The organism is Clostridium sp. UBA1056 (assembly GCA_002316385.1).
Taxonomy (GTDB): Bacteria; Bacillota; Clostridia; order Clostridiales; family Clostridiaceae; genus Clostridium_J.
Genome location: DCDL01000066.1, coordinates 12,528 through 30,484, shown reverse-complemented (window position 1 = coordinate 30,484; position 17,957 = coordinate 12,528). Strand labels below are relative to the sequence as shown.

15 protein-coding genes and 1 pseudogene are annotated in these 17,957 nt (G+C 29.9%); 11 read left to right on the top strand and 5 right to left on the bottom strand.

The window, feature by feature from the left end:
* The first annotated feature begins 133 nt into the window (after positions 1 to 133).
* Together B3W71_RS19180 and B3W71_RS19175 are read left to right on the top strand one after the other, a co-directional pair.
* The gene (locus tag B3W71_RS19180) at positions 134 to 628 is read left to right on the top strand and encodes a hypothetical protein (RefSeq protein ID WP_346890541.1); all 495 of its coding nucleotides are present in this window, start codon (positions 134 to 136) and stop codon (positions 626 to 628) included.
* Positions 629 to 910: 282 nt separating this feature from the next.
* Positions 911 to 2,119 (top strand): PucR family transcriptional regulator, encoded by a 1,209-nt coding sequence (locus B3W71_RS19175; protein WP_346890540.1) that lies wholly within the window; start codon positions 911 to 913, stop codon positions 2,117 to 2,119.
* A 358-nt stretch (positions 2,120 to 2,477) separates the two neighbouring features.
* On the opposite strand, the gene B3W71_RS19170 is transcribed toward B3W71_RS19175, so the two are convergent.
* A complete protein-coding gene (locus B3W71_RS19170) occupies positions 2,478 to 3,233 on the bottom strand; it encodes a creatininase (protein WP_346890539.1) in 756 nt (251 codons plus the stop codon).
* A gap of 268 nt (positions 3,234 to 3,501) precedes the next feature.
* Between B3W71_RS19170 and B3W71_RS19165 the strand changes: the two are divergent.
* Positions 3,502 to 4,021 (top strand): annotated as a pseudogene (locus B3W71_RS19165) (amidohydrolase family protein); the annotation flags it as partial.
* Positions 4,022 to 4,426: 405 nt separating this feature from the next.
* A complete protein-coding gene (locus tag B3W71_RS19160; protein WP_346890538.1) occupies positions 4,427 to 6,193 on the top strand; it encodes a PAS domain-containing protein in 1,767 nt (588 codons plus the stop codon).
* Between the two features lie 104 nt (positions 6,194 to 6,297).
* Here the strand turns inward: B3W71_RS19160 and B3W71_RS19155 are convergent, their stop codons facing one another.
* Positions 6,298 to 6,690: a hemerythrin domain-containing protein gene (locus B3W71_RS19155; protein WP_346890545.1), complete on the bottom strand. Its 393-nt coding sequence runs from the start codon at positions 6,688 to 6,690 to the stop codon at positions 6,298 to 6,300.
* Between the two features lie 20 nt (positions 6,691 to 6,710).
* Positions 6,711 to 7,112 (bottom strand): cyclic nucleotide-binding domain-containing protein, encoded by a 402-nt coding sequence (locus tag B3W71_RS19150; RefSeq protein WP_346890537.1) that lies wholly within the window; start codon positions 7,110 to 7,112, stop codon positions 6,711 to 6,713.
* A gap of 198 nt (positions 7,113 to 7,310) precedes the next feature.
* On the opposite strand from B3W71_RS19150, the gene B3W71_RS19145 reads away from it, so the two are divergent.
* The 5 genes from B3W71_RS19145 to bioA all read left to right on the top strand — a co-directional run bounded on the left by B3W71_RS19145 (position 7,311) and on the right by bioA (position 12,162).
* Positions 7,311 to 8,198 (top strand): AraC family transcriptional regulator, encoded by an 888-nt coding sequence (locus B3W71_RS19145; protein ID WP_346890544.1) that lies wholly within the window; start codon positions 7,311 to 7,313, stop codon positions 8,196 to 8,198.
* Between the two features lie 299 nt (positions 8,199 to 8,497).
* Positions 8,498 to 9,061 carry a biotin transporter BioY gene (locus B3W71_RS19140; RefSeq protein ID WP_346890536.1) on the top strand — a complete coding sequence of 188 codons (564 nt, stop codon included), beginning with the start codon at positions 8,498 to 8,500 and terminating at the stop codon, positions 9,059 to 9,061.
* Between the two features lie 21 nt (positions 9,062 to 9,082).
* Positions 9,083 to 10,066: a biotin synthase BioB gene (bioB, locus tag B3W71_RS19135; RefSeq protein WP_346890535.1), complete on the top strand. Its 984-nt coding sequence runs from the start codon at positions 9,083 to 9,085 to the stop codon at positions 10,064 to 10,066.
* Positions 10,059 to 10,796, top strand: coding sequence for a dethiobiotin synthase (bioD, locus tag B3W71_RS19130; protein WP_346890534.1), 738 nt, complete (start codon positions 10,059 to 10,061; stop codon positions 10,794 to 10,796). Before bioB ends, bioD begins: the two co-directional genes overlap by 8 nt.
* A gap of 19 nt (positions 10,797 to 10,815) precedes the next feature.
* The gene (bioA, locus tag B3W71_RS19125; protein ID WP_346890533.1) at positions 10,816 to 12,162 is read left to right on the top strand and encodes an adenosylmethionine--8-amino-7-oxononanoate transaminase; all 1,347 of its coding nucleotides are present in this window, start codon (positions 10,816 to 10,818) and stop codon (positions 12,160 to 12,162) included.
* A 288-nt stretch (positions 12,163 to 12,450) separates the two neighbouring features.
* Here bioA and B3W71_RS19120 read toward each other — a convergent pair whose 3' ends face one another.
* A complete protein-coding gene (locus B3W71_RS19120; protein WP_346890532.1) occupies positions 12,451 to 13,530 on the bottom strand; it encodes an anti-sigma-I factor RsgI family protein in 1,080 nt (359 codons plus the stop codon).
* On the bottom strand, positions 13,527 to 14,252 hold the full coding sequence (locus B3W71_RS19115) for an RNA polymerase subunit sigma (RefSeq protein WP_346890531.1): 726 nt from the start codon (positions 14,250 to 14,252) through the stop codon (positions 13,527 to 13,529). The genes B3W71_RS19120 and B3W71_RS19115 overlap by 4 nt, the downstream gene beginning before the upstream one ends.
* 167 nt (positions 14,253 to 14,419) lie before the next feature.
* On the opposite strand from B3W71_RS19115, the gene B3W71_RS19110 reads away from it, so the two are divergent.
* Both B3W71_RS19110 and B3W71_RS19105 read left to right on the top strand, forming a co-directional pair.
* The gene (locus tag B3W71_RS19110; protein WP_346890530.1) at positions 14,420 to 16,123 is read left to right on the top strand and encodes an ABC transporter ATP-binding protein; all 1,704 of its coding nucleotides are present in this window, start codon (positions 14,420 to 14,422) and stop codon (positions 16,121 to 16,123) included.
* Positions 16,124 to 16,160: 37 nt separating this feature from the next.
* Positions 16,161 to 17,903 (top strand): ABC transporter ATP-binding protein, encoded by a 1,743-nt coding sequence (locus tag B3W71_RS19105; RefSeq protein WP_346890529.1) that lies wholly within the window; start codon positions 16,161 to 16,163, stop codon positions 17,901 to 17,903.
* Positions 17,904 to 17,957 lie beyond the last annotated feature (54 nt).

Sequence of the window (17,957 nt, the reverse complement as noted above, 5' to 3'; positions counted from 1 at the left end):
TTTTTGAAGATGCCTAATATTTATACACAAATTCTTGTTTGAATAATGGAGAATGATATTTATTTTTGTAACACAAGTTCCTTTGATTCATATTATGTAACAACGTAGTATGTTATTATTTGGAGGAATAATAATGAAGAAATTTTTAAGTGTTGAGGGAATAGTTACAGGTATAGAGGTTATGGAAACTTCAGCAAATGACAGATCAGCATGTACAATGCTAATGTCAGTAGTGGGCAGAGGGGATGACCACTTTAATTTAGTAGTCAGCATAGATACTTATTTTGTGAATCATGTTAATATAAGACCAGGTAATCGGATAATTGCATTTTATGATTCATTAGCACCTATGCCATTAATATTTCCACCTCAATATCGAGCTATTGTAATAGCTAGAAAATCTAGAAAAGAAAATATTAAGGTAGATAATTTCAATAGGAATCTAGTAAGTAGTGATGGTTCACTTAAGCTTAATATAGGTAATAGAACAAAAATATTACTTCAGAATGGACAGACTTTTTTAGGAAATATTGAAAATAGAAATCTTGTAGTGGTATATGGCCCAAGTACTAGGAGTATACCAGCAATAACAACACCATCACAAATTATAGTTTTATGTGATAATTAAGCAGTGTATAATATATTAAAACACAGTATGAAGAAAGAATTACCACAGTAATATACACCTTTAAAAAGAAAATTTAAGAAAAGTAAATCATAATTAAGCAAATCTCTACAAGATATTAAAGAATATGTTGTAGAGATTTTTTTATCTTAGTATTATTATAGAGTAGGGTGTTAGCACGTATAGGTATTGAACCCATCATGGACTGTAGTCCCAGTGAAATTAGTAAGTATAGCAACTTTTTAAAGCAATTAAAAAATAAAGTAAGAAAGGAGGAATGGTTTTATGGCTCTTTGCTGTAGGGATTTATTTCAACTTAAAAATTTTTCAAAGGCAAAGTTATTAGGCGGTGAAAAGGGATTAGAACGTGAAATTTCTTGGCCATATGTAAGAACTACAGAATCTATTTCTCAATGGCTTTATGGAGGAGAATTAATATTCGTTACTTGCACAGAGATAGGAAGAGATGATAAAAGTCTTTTATTTTTGTTAGAAGAATGTATTCATAAAAAGCTTTCTGGTATTGTAATTTTAATTGATAATAAATATGTAGAATTTATACCTAAAAATGTTATAGATAGAGCAAACGAAGGCGCAATTCCTTTATTTGTAATGCCATGGGACATTAAGTTAATTGATATTACACAAGAAATTTTATTTAAAATAGAACAAAAACGAGAGGAAGCAAAGAATGCAAAACATTTTTTAGAATCTCTTATTTTTTCACAGGATCAGTTAAATGAAGATATAAAGGCTTTGGCAGAATTCTATAATATAAAATTAAGACCTTTTCATTATATATGTATATTTAAGATACAAAAGGTACATAATGCTCCCTATGACACAGAACATATTAGTAAACATATAATTCATTCTTTAGAGGAAACTTTAAATTTAGAAAATCAAACTTTAATTCCTATGGAATATGCAAATAACTTGATGTACTTAATATTTACAAAGGATTATGAGGAATCTCAAAAGTCATCAGAAGCTATTGAAGCAGTATTTAATTTTGTCAGTTCAAGATATTCAGACGTTGAAATTAGCTTAAGTTTTAGTCGTATAAGGGAAACAAATTACGATATAAAAATAAGTTATAAAGAAGCTTTTAAAGCTTTATCTATGATTGACATATATAATAGAGATTCAAAGATTATTAGGTATAGGGAATTGGGAATTGTCAGGTGGCTAGTAGAAGTAGCTGACATTAAGGAGATTCAACAGTATTGTTATGAAAATTTAGGTCCTATTTTAGAATATGATAAAAAACATGGAATGGATTTAGTAGGTACTTTAAAATGCTATTTCCAGAATAATAGACATTTATTAAAGACCTCTCAGGAGCTTTTTATTCATAGAAATACATTGCTTTATAGATTATCAATAATTAAGGAGCTTTTAAAAATAGACTTAGATGATGCTATGACAGGCTTAGAACTTTTTAATAGCATATTAGTTTATGAATTTATTAGACTGCAAAATAAAGAGTTATGACTTATGTACATAGACAAGTTAAGTTGAAAAGGGAATTTCGGAAAAAAACTAATCTAAAAGAAATATTGAGTATACCATATATTATTAGCGCTCAACCGTTTCGGAATACTCATTTACTAAAGTATTTATTCNNNNATAACTAAATCAAAGATTTAGATTTTTACTTATGAAAATGGTATTCGCTAATAATATAAAAGTGCAAGCTCAACATTCTAGATAAGATTAGTGATATATTTTATGAAAGCACCGTCAAACTTGCAATCACAAACTTTTATATTTTTGCTATATTATCCTTTGAAAGAGATAATATTAAATTCTTTAGTTTAATAAATGTATATTTACTTCTTTATGTTAAGATTTATTTAAAAGCTTCTTCAACTATTTTAACAATATTAGGAATAACATCATCCACAATTATTTTTCCCTTTGCAGCTGAAGAGGATTTAGCTGACGCAAGTATTCCAGTTTCAGGAACGATATCTTTCTCTATAGGATATCTAAAATAAGTTGCTGGACTAGCATTTTCTGTATCTAATATTTTATCTTCTCTAACAAGTTCAGGTGCAAAATACATCATTAGTGAAGTCTCTGTAACAGCAGCATGTTCTAAAGCCCATCCTGGGAATGGTACTTCATCAAAAATTTTATCAATTACGTTAGGTGACATTGGGTCCCACCAGTTAGTAAGAAGAAGTTTTACCTTGTCTCCATATTTTGCAGAACATAGATCCATAGCTTCTACAATAAATGCTTCGTTTTCAAAGTGAGCACTTAAAATAAATATTTTTTTAAATCCATCGCGGACAAATTCATCAATTATATCCATCACTAAGGCTTGCAATGTAGCGCCATTTAAGTCAATAGTTCCTGGAAATAATGGACCGCCGCCACTTAATGGTTTTGACTTATATCCATAGGAAATAGTTGGAGCAACTACTCCATTTACTTTTTCAGCTACACGATAAGCAAACTCTCTTGCTAGTACAGCATCTACACAAGTAGGTAAATGAGGGCCGTGTTGCTCTGTAGCACCTATTGGCAATACAATTACATCATCTTTTTTCTTTGCAAATTCTTGCCATGTCATGTTTTCCATTTTAAAAATTTCGTACATAATAAGGTCTCCTTTTCTTGGGTTTAATAAAATCTTTTATTAAGCAATTTCACACAATGAGCTTTTAATTCTCTGAAAATATCGTTGTACTATAAGTATACCCTTAGGTAATATTGCATACAATGTACAAAAAATACAAATAAATCTTAAAAAATATGTTCTTTAGATGCACAGTGATATTAAAATATTATTGTATAGTTAGTACAATGACTAGTGTATATTTTCATGTTAGACTTCGGTTATTGCTAAAGACAAGGCTAAAAGCCGAAGGGAGATTATTAAAATGAAAGTAATTTTATTTAAAAATGCTAGATTAAAAGGTAATGAAACACTAGTTAATTTACTTGTTGAAAATGGGTGCTGATGTAGTAGGATCTATACCTCACTTCGAATTTACAAGGGAACTGGAAGAAAAATCAGTTAGGAAAACTGTAGAGCTTGCTATGAAGTACAACAAATTAATTAATGTTCACTGTGATGAAACCGATGATGAACAATCAAGATTTGCTGAGTTACTAGCTGCAGAAGCTTATATGAATGGAATTGGAGAACTTACAACAGCAAGCCATACTTGTGCTATGGGTTCCTACAATAATGCCTATGCCTTCAAGCTATTTAAACTTTTAAAATTATCAAATATGAATTTTATATCATGTCCAACTGAAAATATTCATTTACAAGGAAGGTATGATACATATCCTAAAAGAAGAGGACTTACAAGAGTTAAGGAATTAAATGATGCAGGCATTAATGTTTGTTTTGCACAAGACTCAATTTCAGATTCATGGATAAGGCGTAATATATATTAATAGAAGTACCTAGCAGCACAGTAAAAGAAAAAACATGTGAAAATTCTTGTAACTCCAGATAAAGCTCTTTTAAATAAATAATAAAATAGAAAAATATACCCTTATAAGCTAAAGGATTATAAGGGTATATTTTTTTTATTAGAAATCGTGGAAAATATAGATAATTAAGTAGTTCTATGGAAACAGTTTGTTTTTTTAGTTGTATAAAAATTTTAATGTATTGTGATAGTAATCACATAATAAGTAAAGAAAAGGTGATACATTATAAATGAAATATATTATCATTTGAATGATAATATCAACTGATGTAAATCATTATCATTATCATTAAATATAGATGTAAACTTAAGCTATTATAAATTTATATGGAGAGGATGGAAATATATGAAAAAGCAGATTAATTACATTACTATCGATGGACGTGGAGAGCATGAGACTTTTGAGGATTGTATTACTAAAGTACTTCAAGATCTAAATCCACAAGAAGGAATACATGTTATTAAGGATTTCGAACCTTTTCCTATGTATAAGATGATGGAAGAAAAGGGTTTTGATAAATATTTAGAAAAAATAAGTGATGAAGAATTTCATGTTTATTTTACTCCAAAAGATGAAGTAAGGAAGATTCAAATGGAAGAAAATTTGAAAATTGATCGTAAAAAAATTGATAAGATTATGACTATTAAACTTAATTATCTAAAGGGGAATATATCTTTACAAGCAGCAAAAAAGGAGATGCAGACATCCTTCAAAAGTGTAACAGCTCAAGAGTTTGCTATATGTGAACAATATCTTCAACAATATGGGATTTCAGATGATGTATTAGCAGAAAGAATGGATGAAATTCTAGAAATTTTTGATGGAGTGTTGATAAGTAATAAACTAGATGTTCCATTAGGACATCCAATTAGAACTTACCTAGATGAGGTAGAAGCTATAAGAATTGTCTTAAATCAAATTATAAATATGATTGAAAAAAAGTTTATAAAGAATCAATGGACTGAGATCTATGATAAACTCGAAGAAATTAATATTCATTTTGCGAGGAAACAAAACCAACTGTATCCATCACTTGAGAGTAGAGGATTTGATAAACCTTCTAAGGTTATGTGGACTCTAGAAAATAATATTAAAGATATTATAAAAAAAGCAAAGGAATATTTGGATGATAATGAAGATGAAAAATTTATAAATATTCAGAATGAAGTAGTTGAGATGGTAGAGGATATGATGGTAAAAGAAGAAGAAATTCTTTATCCAACTTCCATGGATCTTCTTTCTGAGGAAGATTTCATTAAAATGAGAATGGGGGATGATGAGATTGGATATTGTCTGATTAAACAGCCTCCTTTCTATGGAAATGAAGAAAGAAAAGATAAAGAGATCTCTTCAAATGATGAATTTTTAAAGGATTTAGCCAATGTCCTCCAAAAACATGGAATTCTTAATACATCATCAAAAAATGAAATGTTAGATGTAAGTCAAGGTAAGTTAACTCTTGAACAGATTAACTTGATTTTTAAACACCTTCAAGTAGATTTATCCTATGTTGATGAGAATGAAATTGTAAAATTCTATAGTGATACTAAGCATAGAGTATTTCCAAGAAGTTCTGGCGTAATTGGAAGAAAGGTTCAAAACTGTCATCCAAGAGAGAGTGTAGATACCGTAGAAGAAATTATTAAGGCATTTAGAGAAGGAGAGCAAGATGAGGCTGAGTTCTGGTTAGAGATTGGTGGTAAGTTTATTTATATCATTTATAATGCAGTAAGAGATGAAGACGGTAATTTTAGGGGTGTACTGGAAATGATGCAGGATGTCACTAAAATTAGAAGCTTAGAGGGAAGTCAGAGATTATTGTCTTGGAGTAATAAAAAGCAGGATACTAAGAATATAGAGAGTAATAGTGTAGAGATACAAAATAAGTATGGAATTAAAAAAGAAACCATCATAGGAGATTTAGTGAAAAAATATCCCTTTATAAAGGAATTCTTATTTAATCTTTCTCCTAAGTTTAGTAAATTAAAAAATCCGATACTATTTAAAACCATGTCTTCTATAGCCACTATAGAAATGATTAGTGAAAGAGCCGAATTTAAGATTGAGGATCTGATTGAAAAAATTGTAGAGGAAATCAGTGCTAATAAGTAAAGGTTAGAACATAAGTATATGGTAGAGAGCAGTAATAGAAAAGCCTAAGGATATAAATTATCCTTAGGCTTTTACATTTTATTTACTAATTTTTAGAAAGTTACTTATAAATGTTTATTCACATCAAAGTTCATTCTCTTAAATAGAATATTATTTTCAAGGTGTATATGCTGGAATAAGTCAGCCTCTAGTTCCTCAAGAATTTTAAAAGTTATAACGTAGGTGTTACAACCGTCATTAGGAACTTTAAAATCATCTGTGATTTTTCTAAGTTCCTTTAGGATATCTCCTGCAGCTTCATGCTCATCCTCAGTTTCACTAATTACCTCATTAATATTTTGAAGTTGTTTAACACTTGGATTTTTATCATATTCTTTAATTAATGGAAAAAGAATTTGTTCTTCCTTCAATAGATGTTGCTCCAGCTCAGTTTTAAGCACTGAAAAAAGCTTATGGACTCTGAACAGTACCCTATGGTTTATACCATGAACTCGCATTATTTTTGTTGTTAACTCTCCTAATTCAGGAAGTACTCTCTTAGTATAGGCATGATGAGTATTTTCAAATTTATCATGCAAATATAAGTAGTTTCAAGTGCTTCAACATTATAGGTGGATTGTTGATTATTTAAGAGATTTTTTTCACCAAAGAAGTCACCTTGATCAAATATATATAGAATCTGTTCTTTACCTTCGATAGTATAACGAAATACTTTTATCTTGCCTTTATCTATAATAATTAAATTTTCTAAATAACTTTCTTCCATTATAATTAGCTCACCCTTTTCATATTTTCTTTTTACAATTAAGGTAGCTACCTTAATTAATTCTTCAGAAGTTAAACTTGAGAAAATTGGAACTTTTTCTACACATAATTTATGAAGGCAGTTTTCACAATTACATTTTTCATGTTCATTCATGAATAATCACATCCTTATTTATGAGATGATAAGTTATTTTTAATAATATAACACTGAATTTCTTTAAAGTTAATATATCATTAAAGTATTCAAAAGTGAATATTGGGTTTTAAATTTAGATTTTAGTAAAATAGGAACAGCTTCAATTCTAAGATCTTGATATAATAAAGTTACCCTAGGGAAAAGGTTGTGATAGAAGTGAATTATAGTAAGGATATTGATAGGTGTATTGAATTTATAGAGAACAATATTAAAGAAACTCTTACTGTAAAGGAGATTGCCGATTACGTTGGTTATTCTGTAAACCACTTTTGTAGAGTGTTCGCATTATGTAAAGGGGTATCCATAATGGAATACCTTAGAAAGCGTAAATTATCGTTAGCAGCAATGGAATTATTTAAAGGAAGAAAGATTATTGATATTGCTTTTGAATATGGCTTTGAAACGCCTAGTGGATTTTCAAAGGCATTCCGGAAAGCTTTTGGATATAGTCCAACGCAATATGTAGCTAGAATGGATGGATATTTTAATAAGGAAACAACATTTAAAATTGGAGGTTATATTATGAATCCTATTATTGTTAAAAAGCCAGCTTTTAAGGTAGCTGGATATGGAATAAAGACTAATATTGGAGGAACAAGCTATACAAAGGATATTGCATCCTTTTGGAGTAATTATGATGGAGAAAATTTAGAATCAAAGATGTATGAAGTCTTAAATCCTCCTAAACACGGAGAAGTTGGGTTATGTGTTCCAACAGATGAAGGAGGAAATGTAAGCTATCTTTTAGGAGTTATTGTAGAAGATTTCTCTAAAGTTACAAGTGATATGATTACAGTAGAAGTGCCAGAAGCTGAATATGCAGTATTTACTACTCCTCCAGTGGATGTCACTGTAGATCCTAAACAAACTAATTTTTCAGATGTAATTAAAGAAACCTGGAAATATATATTTGAAGCATGGTTTAAAGATAGCGAATATATTTATGACGAAGGTAAATTAGATTTTGAATTTTATGATGAACGCTGCCATTATAGACCAGATACAGTTATGGAAATCTATGTTCCAGTAAAGAAGCTATTTTAAAATTAGTTAAATATTAAAATGCATGCTAAACTTTTTGTGAAAATCAGCAAAGAATTTTGAAATAGATCCTATGGAAAATAATAAATATAAAACTTGATAAATTAGAGAGCATTATCATATAAAGAGCATGCTCTCTAATTTTTATTTACTTGTTAATAATACTTAATGTATTTTTAGCCTAGAGTAAGGGGAAAATATTTATAGCAATATTGTAAACTGTAAATATTATAAAAGTTGACAATGCGGGAATTCTTAATTATAATCAAAACCATGAAATAAATATTTTAAGGAGTAGATTTATGAAAACCACTAATAATACTAGAAACTTAATTTTAGTAGCTATGTTTGCAGCTTTAACAGCTATCGGTGCATTTATTAAAATTCCAATCCCCTATGTACCATTTACCCTTCAATACTTATTTTGTGCTTTAGCAGGTGTTATCTTAGGCTCTAAGCTAGGTGCACTATCCCAAATAGTTTATGTTATGGTAGGCCTTGCAGGTGTACCTGTATTCACTGAAGGTGGAGGCTTGAGCTATATATTTAAACCTACTTTTGGATATCTTATAGGGTTTATAGTAGCTGCCTACGTTATAGGTAAGATAAGAGAAAAAATTAAGGAATTGACTTTTACTAAAGCTACGGAAATGCTTTTAGCTGGACTATTTTTTGTTTATTTATTTGGAGTTATATATCTTTATATCAGCTATAACTTATATTTAGGACAATCTGTGTCACTATACTTAGCATTTTTTAATGGCTTTTTAGTATGTATAGCTGGAGATTTAATTTTAACAGCTTTTGCAGCTTATGTAGCAGTGAAAATAATGCCTATACTGAAAATGGATGGATATATAAATTAAAGGTGAAAGAAGGTTTTAAGTATGATAAAGTTTATTAAGGATTTAGAAAGAAGGGTGCTATTAGGAGAAAATATAAACTTTCAAGAAGCTTTAAGTTTAACAAAGCTATATAGCAATGAGGATATAGAGCAGTTATGCATTAGTGCTGACAATATAAGGAAGACTCTTTGTGGGAATAAGGTTGATCTTTGTACTATTATGAATGCAAAGTCAGGAAGATGCTCTGAAGACTGTAAATTCTGTGCTCAATCTGCCCACTACAACACTGATGTGGAAGTTTATGATCTAGTTTCTAAAGAGTCAGCATTAAAGCTAGCAAAAGAAAATGAAGCAGAAGGAGTAAATAGATTTTCTTTAGTTACAAGTGGTAGAGGTATTGTAGGTAGTGATTTTGAAAAGATTTTAGATATATACGAGGAATTAAATAATGAGTTAAGCATGGATTTATGTGCATCACTAGGAATACTTGGATATGATGATTTTCTTAAATTAAAGGAAAGAGGAATAACAATGTATCATCACAATCTAGAAACAAGTAAAGAATTTTATAAGGAAATATGTACAACTCATAGTTATGAAGAAAGAATAAATACAATAAAGGCTGCAAAAGAATCTGGAATGACTGTATGTTCAGGAGGAATCATTGGACTGGGAGAAAGCTGGGAAGATAGAATTAATCTTGCCTTCCAGTTAAAAGAGTTAAATGTAATGTCTATTCCAGTTAATGTACTTAATCCTGTTAAAGGAACTCCTCTTGAGGGCTCTAAAAATTTAACTCAAGAAGATATTCTAAAAACTATTGCTATTTTTAGATTTATAAATCCTAAGGCTTTAATAAGATTGGCAGGTGGTAGAAATCTTATTAAAGATTTAGGAAAAGGTTGCTTTAATGCAGGTGCTAATGCCACAATCACTGGAAATTATTTAACTACTTCTGGAAATAGGATATGTGATGATAAGAGAATGATTGGTGAGCTTAAGCTGGAGGTTAGAAACAATGACTAAAGGAATATTTATAGTTGGAACAGATACAGATGTAGGAAAAACTATTATAACTGCAGGACTTCTCCATGTTCTCAGACTTAAAGGTCACAGTGCAACATATTTTAAAGGTGCATTAAGTGGAGCTATAGAAAAAGATGATAAGCTAATCCCTGGTGATACCGATTTAGTAAGTAGAGTTAGTGGATTAAATGAACCCTATGAAAATATAACTCCATATGTATATAAGACAGCGGTATCTCCACATTTGGCAGCAAAAATAGAAGATAAGCCTATAGATTTAAATATAATAAGAGCGAAATATGAAGAGTTAAAAGGGAAATACGACTTTATAATTGCTGAAGGCAGTGGAGGAATAATATGTCCACTAATAGATAATGATGAAGAGATATATACTCTAGCTGACATTATTAAGGAATTAAATATGAGCACCTTAGTTGTAGCAAGGGCTGGAGTTGGAACAATAAATCATACTGTACTTACTATAAAATATATTCAGTCTTTAGGAATTAAGGTAAAGGGAATAATCATAAATAATTATGAAGACACTTACGTAACTAGAGATAATATTAATGTTATTGAAAGGCTTACTGGAGTTCAAATAGTAGCTAAATTTAAAGCCATAGAGAACCTAAATGAAAACAGTATAGAGAAGAATATAGAAAGTATAAGAAATTGTGCTGAAAATGAATTTACTGATAAAAATATCTTAACATGGATGGAAGAATTATAGTAAGGGGTTAGGTGTTTATATGAAAGATTATGTAAAAAAAGATTTAGAATATATATGGCATCCTTGTGCACAGATGAAGGACTATGAGGAGCTTAATCCCATAGTTATAGAAAGGGGAGAAGGAGTATGGCTTTATGATATCAATGGAAATAAATATCTAGATTGTATATCATCTTGGTGGACAAATACCCTAGGACACAGTAATAAAAGAATTAATGAAGCTATTAAAAATCAAATAGATGATATAGAGCATGTTATTTTTGCTAATTTCTCTAATAAACCAGCTATAGACCTAGCAGAAAAACTAGTAGCTATAACACCAAATGGATTAAATAAAGTATTTTATTCAGATAATGGCTCTTCCGCAGTGGAAATAGCTTTGAAGATGAGCTTTCATTATAATATGCAAAGAAATAAAACTAAAAAGAAGAAATTTGTAGCATTAAGTGATGCCTATCACGGAGAAACATTAGGAGCACTATCTGTATGCGATATTGATGCTTTTAATATGATATATAAACCATTACTTTTAGATACTCTTAGGATTAATGGACCTGATTGTTACAGATGTAAATATGGATGCAATAGAGAGCAATGTAATGCTGAATGCTTTGAAAATATGGAAAAATGTTTAGATGAAAATCATGAGGAGATAAGTGCTGTAATAGTTGAACCGATGGTTCAAGGGGCAGCAGGGATGAAAATTTATTCACCTATTTATCTTAAAAAGCTTCGTAATCTTTGCGATAAGTATGATGTACATTTAATTGTAGATGAGATTGCCATGGGATTTGGAAGGACAGGAGAGATGTTTGCATGTAATCATGCAGATATAAGTCCAGATTTTATGTGCCTTTCAAAGGGGATTTCTGCAGGATATATGCCAATGTCTGTAGTTATGACTACTAATGAAATATATAATTGTTTTTATGGTGATTATTCTGAAAGAAAATCGTTCTTACATAGCCATACCTATGCTGGAAATGCCATGGCATGTGCTATTGCTTTAGAAAATCTAAAGATATTTGAAGAAGATAAGATCATAGAGAATAATAAGGAAAAAGGAAAATTAATAAAACAACTAACACTGGAAAAGGCAAAGAGTTGTAAGTATGTAGGAGAAGTAAGAAGTATAGGCATGATAACTGCTATCGAAATAGTAAAGGATAGAAATACAAAGGAGAGATATCCTTGGCAAAGTAGAGTTGGTTATGAAATTTATAAAATAGCACTAAAGAAAGGCTTACTGTTAAGAGCTATAGGCGATGTACTTTATTTCATACCTCCTTATGTTATAAATAAGGATGAAATAGAATTTATGATAAATACTTGCTTTGAAAGTATAGAAGAATATTTTAAATATTAATTTGATATGATAGAAAAATTTGATTAAATATACCAATATAAAAATAGTTTCCTATATAAATATTTATGTAGGAAACTATTTAACTAGTAAACTAGTTGTTCTGTTCATGCGGGTTTCAGGAATATTGGTAGTTTTAGAAGCACGTAAAAAATACAAAGAGCATGTGGGGGATTGAGGGGCATGCTCTTTGTATTTTTTTATTGTACTTTACGATGTTTTTATCATTAGTATATTTTAATTATATTTTTATCATTAGTTATATAAGTAATATATTTATAAAAACTATTATTAGTTTTTATTTGATTTACCATTACCCTTTTCTCCTGGATTTTCAGGTTTATTAGGTGTTTTTTCTTTAGTATTTTTATTGTTGTTGTTTTTCTTCTCAGTGTTTTCAGGCTTATTATTAACTTTTTTCTCAGAATTTTCAGGTTTGTTAGTAACTTTTTCTACTTTATTCTGAGATTTTTGGTTAACTCTTTCCTTATTAGCTTCAGTATCATCAGTATTTTTCTCTTCTTTAGTTATAGCTTTGTCAGCTTTTATTTCATTTATCACTTCAGTATTATGTATAGTTGATTCTTCAGTGATTTCATCGGAAGTTTTACTTTGTTCTATTTTGGATTTTTTATTTTCCTTGATAGCACTCATAATGTCTTTAACCGGTTTGTTTAACCAGTCTTCAAGAAGTATACTTTCTGGATCTGCAGAACTATTTTGTAGTTTTTCAACTAAATCTAGTTTACCGGGTGTTACGCCCAGTTCTTTTGCTTTTTGTACTCGTTCAAGTCCAACATTTATAGCTTCAAGTTTAACATCTTTACCTATTTCCTCAATTTCATTTTCTAAACTTTTTTGCAATTTTTCAGCAAGTTCACCTGATTTCTCTAAATCTTCACCAGAAGTTGCAATAATAATTCCACCTTCAATGTCATTATCAATGCTATTATCAAAATAACCATTTTTACTAATTTGATTAACTGTTTCGGTAACTGCATCTTCAATATTTTGATTTTCAAGTTTGTCCAACTCAAGTTCATTAAGAATTTCCTGACCATCATCATTTACTGCGGTTATACTAATTACCTTGTTAAAACGATTTAAAGAATATTCTATAGAGGGATTTACATCTAAACTCACATAGGAGTAAGGTGTTTTATAGGCCCATAGAGTTATGCCTCCTACAATTGTAATCATAGCTGTTAAAGCAGAACACATTACCAATTTATTTATATTTTTAAACTTGTTACTTTTAATTTCAATCGTCTGCCCGATGATATAATTTTTGTTTTTAACTTTTGATATGTAGCCATCTTCAGAAAGGACTGCAGCATAGCCAGCTTTGATTTCTACAACAACAGATTTCATTTGTTAATCTCCTCTCTGATGTACCTGAAATAGTAAGCTAAATTTGAATACTCTCCGGATAGTATCTCCACTGCTGCTATTATATATTTTCGGTGACGTTCTAATATTTTTCGGGGTACATTTAAATTTTTTTCAATTATTTTTAATGGTAATTGCTTTGAACTTTGTAATTCACTAATTAGTATCGGATTACTAAGCAGATATAATACAACTTTTGCACAGGATGATTTTGTCTTTTTAGCCTTAGGCGAGCAGGTAGATAAATCTAAAAAAGAAAAACCGTAATGAGAAAATGCTTCATTTGCAGCTTCAATCTCAAATTTTAGTGTATAATTGTCTTCTTGGCATACCTTTTCTGCTACAGCAAGTCCAAGTGCAATATCTTTATCATCTTCATTTTCATCTAACTGACAATTAAATATAGCAGGATTTACGGATAGTTCTAAGTTGTACTTTTTCTGAAGTCTAAGATAATCAATAAGGCGTCTACGGATTATAAGCTCAGCAAAGCTAAGAAAATTTCCCTTGTTTAATTCGTAACCTTGAATCGCTTGTACAAATGCACGAAGTGAAACAGACCATTCATCATCACTTTTAGTTATGTATTTTCTGGTTATTTTTGATGTACATTTCAAAATAAACAATTCATTTTGTTCAATGAAACTATTCAATAGATCCTGATCATTGGCAGCATCTATAGCCATATAATCTATTTCTCTCAACATGGCACCTCCTTGTTCTTATTATTCTATCATCTAAAAATTATTAGGTAAACTTTCAGAATTGTAAATTGCTAAAGGATAATTTCAGAATTTTAAAATAGATTTTTTAAAAACTTTAAGATATAATATATTTAGGATAACGAAATAAATTTTATAGGTGGAATATTATGAAGCAGATATTTAAGTATTTAAAACCATATACAGTGAATATGATTATAGGGCTTTCCATAAAATTCACTGGAACTATTGTAGAGCTGGCTATTCCTTGGATATTGTCTTACATGATTGATGAAATTATTCCATTAAAACAGGTAAGACTAATTTTAATTTGGGGAGGAGTCATGCTTCTATGTGCCATTTGTGCATTAACTTTTAATATAATAGCCAATAGAATGGCTTCAAAGGTAGCAAGAGATACCACAGAGCGAGTTAGAAATGATCTATTTTCCAAAATGATTTGCCTTTCTGATAATCAAGTAGATACCTTCACACTACCATCTTTAATTTCTAGGGCTACTACTGATACCTATAATATTCATCAGATGTTAGGTATGATGCAAAGAATTGGTGTTAGAGCACCAATAATGCTCATTGGTGGAATAATTATAACCATGACCTTAGATCCAGTATTAACTCTAGTTATGATTTCAGTAATGCCTATTATCTTTCTTACAATTATGTATATTTCAAAGGTTGGTATTCCGATGTACTCTATTGTTCAAAAGAGAGTAGACGATTTTATACGTGTAGTTCGCGAGGATATTACAGGAATTCGAGTAATTAAGGCTTTATCAAAGGAAGATTATGAAAAGAAAAAATTTAATGATCGTAATGAAGCAACAGTAGTTCAAGAAAAGAAGAGTGGTATGGTTATGTCTGTACTAAACCCAGTAATGAATCTTTGTTTGAATGTAGGAACCGTACTTGTGATCTTGGCTGGAGCTTATAGAGTAAATAGTGGGGCAATTAAACCAGGAGTGATAATAGCATTTTTAACCTATGTAACTTTAATATTAAATGCTCTTTTATTTATTTCAAGAGTTTTTACTAACTACTCTAAAGCTAGTGCTTCGGCAAAGCGTATTACTGAAATAATAAATGAAAGAGAAGAACTGACAGTTAAGGATATACCAAAGAAAGAAACTGATTATGCTATTGAATTTAATAATGTAACTTTTTCTTATAATCATAAGGAAGAGAATGTGAGTAATATAGACTTTGGTGTTAAAAAAGGTGAAACATTAGGCATTATAGGGGCTACAGGCTCAGGAAAATCTACTTTAATTAAATTGTTAATGAGATTTTATGATGTAGATGAAGGTGCAATTCATATAAATGGACAAGATGTTAGATCTATTGATATGAAAAGATTAAGAGAAAAATTTGGAGTTGTATTTCAAAATGATTTTATAAGTACAGATACAATTTATGAAAATATTCGTTTTGGAAGAAACTTAGATGATAAAGCTATAAAATTAGCAGCAAATTATGCTATGGCTACAGAGTTTATAGAAGGGAAAGAGGAAGGGTTTAATACTAAAGTTGCAGTAAGAGGCGCAGATTTAAGTGGAGGACAAAAGCAAAGAATGCTTATATCTAGAGCTATAGCAGCGCATCCAGAAATATTAATCTTAGATGACTCTTCAAGTGCTTTAGATTATAAAACCGATGCTGAACTTAGAAAAAATCTTATGGAACATTTTAAAGATACTACAACTATAATGATTGCTCAAAGAATTAGTTCAATTATACATGCAGATCATATCTGTGTGTTAGAAGATGGGTATGTTGTAGGCTATGGAACTCATGAGGAGCTTATTGAAACCTGTGATATATATAAAGAAATAAATAAGTCACAGATGGGGGAATAGGTTATGAAAGTTAAAGTTAAGGGGGACATTAGAAATTATGAAAATTAAAAAGAAGAATACTTTAAAAAGAGTAATGTCCTATTTATTTGAATATAAATTGTTGATGATTATAGCAATTATATTGTCTATAGGATCTAATATATTTGCACTTATCGGGCCTATGTTATCAGGTTATGCCATAGATAATATTAGTCTTGGAAAGGGAGCTGTAAATTTTTCTAAAGTGTATTATTATTGTGGTCTTATGATTATATTTTATATTGTATCTTCTATTTTAGCCTATATTTTATCGGTGCTTATGCTGGAAATCAGTAAAAGAATATCTTATAGATTAAGAAAAGATTTATTTGATAGGCTATTGTCTCTTCCAGTGGGATATTTTGATACTCATGCAACGGGGGATATTATAAGTAAAATTTCCTATGATGTAGACACCTTAAATTCTACATTAACATCTGACTTAGTTAGTATTTGTGCAAGTATAATTACGGTGGTAGTATCCTTTGTATATATGGTTATGATATCTCGAAAATTAGTTTTAGTATTTATAATTACAGTGCCTATGTCTATTATACTTACAAAGAGAATAACGAGAGTCACAAGACCGATGTTTCGTAAGCGCTCAAGAAAGTTAGGAGAACTTAATGGGATGGTAGAGGAATTTATATCTGGTCAGAAGACATTAAAGGCTTATCACCAAGAAGAAAATACAAAGAAAAAATTTGAAGGCAAGAATGAAGAGGCTGTAGATGCTTATTATCATGCTGATTATTATGGCTCTATGGTTGGACCTTCAGTTAACTTTATGAATAATTTATCTTTAACTCTTATCAGTATCTTTGGAGCAATTATGTATCTCTTTGGCCAAATGACTCTAGGTAACATATCTTCATTTGTTCTATACTCTAGAAAATTTTCTGGACCTATTAATGAAACTGCTAATATCATGGGAGAATTCCAATCTTCACTCTCTGCTGCAGAAAGAATTTTTCAACTTATGGACGAACTATCAGAAGTAGCTGATAAAGAAGATGCTAAGGAACTTATAGATACAAATGGAAATGTTAAAGTAGAGAATATTTCCTTTGGGTATAATAAGAATAAAATTATTCTTAAGAATCTTAGTATGAATGCACCCGCTGGAAGCATGATTGCAATAGTAGGACCTACAGGAGCTGGTAAGACTACTTTAATTAATCTCCTTATGCGATTTTATGATGTTAATGAAGGAAGCATTATAGTAGATGAAAACCCCATATCAGAAGTTACACGTAAGAGCTTAAGAAAGGCTTATGCTATGGTACTTCAAGATACATGGCTATTTGATGGAACTATTTTTGAAAATATTGCTTATGGTAACGAAAATGCTACTATAGAAGATGTTGTAGAAGTGGCTAAGGCAGCTAAAATTCACTCATATATAAAAAGACTTCCTAATGGATATGATACTGTAATTACTGATGATGGAACTAATATATCTAAAGGACAAAAACAGCTTTTAACCATAGCGAGAGCTATGCTGTTAGATGCAAAAATGCTTATCCTAGATGAAGCAACATCTAATGTTGACACTAGGACAGAAATTCAGATTCAACAGGCTATGAGAAATTTAATGAAGGATAAAACATGTTTTGTAATTGCACATAGGCTTTCTACCATAAGAAATGCAGACCATATCTTAGTGGTTAATGATGGAAATATAGTGGAGCAAGGAAATCATGTAGAGTTATTAAAACAGAAGGGGTTCTATAGTAGACTATATAACTCACAGTTTGAATAGTGTATTAAAAATAAATTGTAATTTTAAAATAGACTACCTAAAAATTTTTAGGTA

Excerpts from the sequence above, each read along its gene's own strand:
- B3W71_RS19180 (WP_346890541.1), top strand. The coding sequence starts at position 134 with ATGAAGAAATTTTTAAGTGTTGAGGGAATAGTTACAGGTATAGAGGTT.
- B3W71_RS19175 (WP_346890540.1), top strand. The coding sequence starts at position 911 with ATGGCTCTTTGCTGTAGGGATTTATTTCAACTTAAAAATTTTTCAAAG.
- B3W71_RS19170 (WP_346890539.1), bottom strand. The coding sequence starts at position 3,233 with ATGTACGAAATTTTTAAAATGGAAAACATGACATGGCAAGAATTTGCA.
- B3W71_RS19160 (WP_346890538.1), top strand. The coding sequence starts at position 4,427 with ATGAAAAAGCAGATTAATTACATTACTATCGATGGACGTGGAGAGCAT.
- B3W71_RS19155 (WP_346890545.1), bottom strand. The coding sequence starts at position 6,690 with ATGCGAGTTCATGGTATAAACCATAGGGTACTGTTCAGAGTCCATAAG.
- B3W71_RS19150 (WP_346890537.1), bottom strand. The coding sequence starts at position 7,112 with ATGAATGAACATGAAAAATGTAATTGTGAAAACTGCCTTCATAAATTA.
- B3W71_RS19140 (WP_346890536.1), top strand. The coding sequence starts at position 8,498 with ATGAAAACCACTAATAATACTAGAAACTTAATTTTAGTAGCTATGTTT.
- bioB (WP_346890535.1), top strand. The coding sequence starts at position 9,083 with ATGATAAAGTTTATTAAGGATTTAGAAAGAAGGGTGCTATTAGGAGAA.
- bioD (WP_346890534.1), top strand. The coding sequence starts at position 10,059 with ATGACTAAAGGAATATTTATAGTTGGAACAGATACAGATGTAGGAAAA.
- bioA (WP_346890533.1), top strand. The coding sequence starts at position 10,816 with ATGAAAGATTATGTAAAAAAAGATTTAGAATATATATGGCATCCTTGT.
- B3W71_RS19120 (WP_346890532.1), bottom strand. The coding sequence starts at position 13,530 with ATGAAATCTGTTGTTGTAGAAATCAAAGCTGGCTATGCTGCAGTCCTT.
- B3W71_RS19110 (WP_346890530.1), top strand. The coding sequence starts at position 14,420 with ATGAAGCAGATATTTAAGTATTTAAAACCATATACAGTGAATATGATT.
- B3W71_RS19105 (WP_346890529.1), top strand. The coding sequence starts at position 16,161 with ATGAAAATTAAAAAGAAGAATACTTTAAAAAGAGTAATGTCCTATTTA.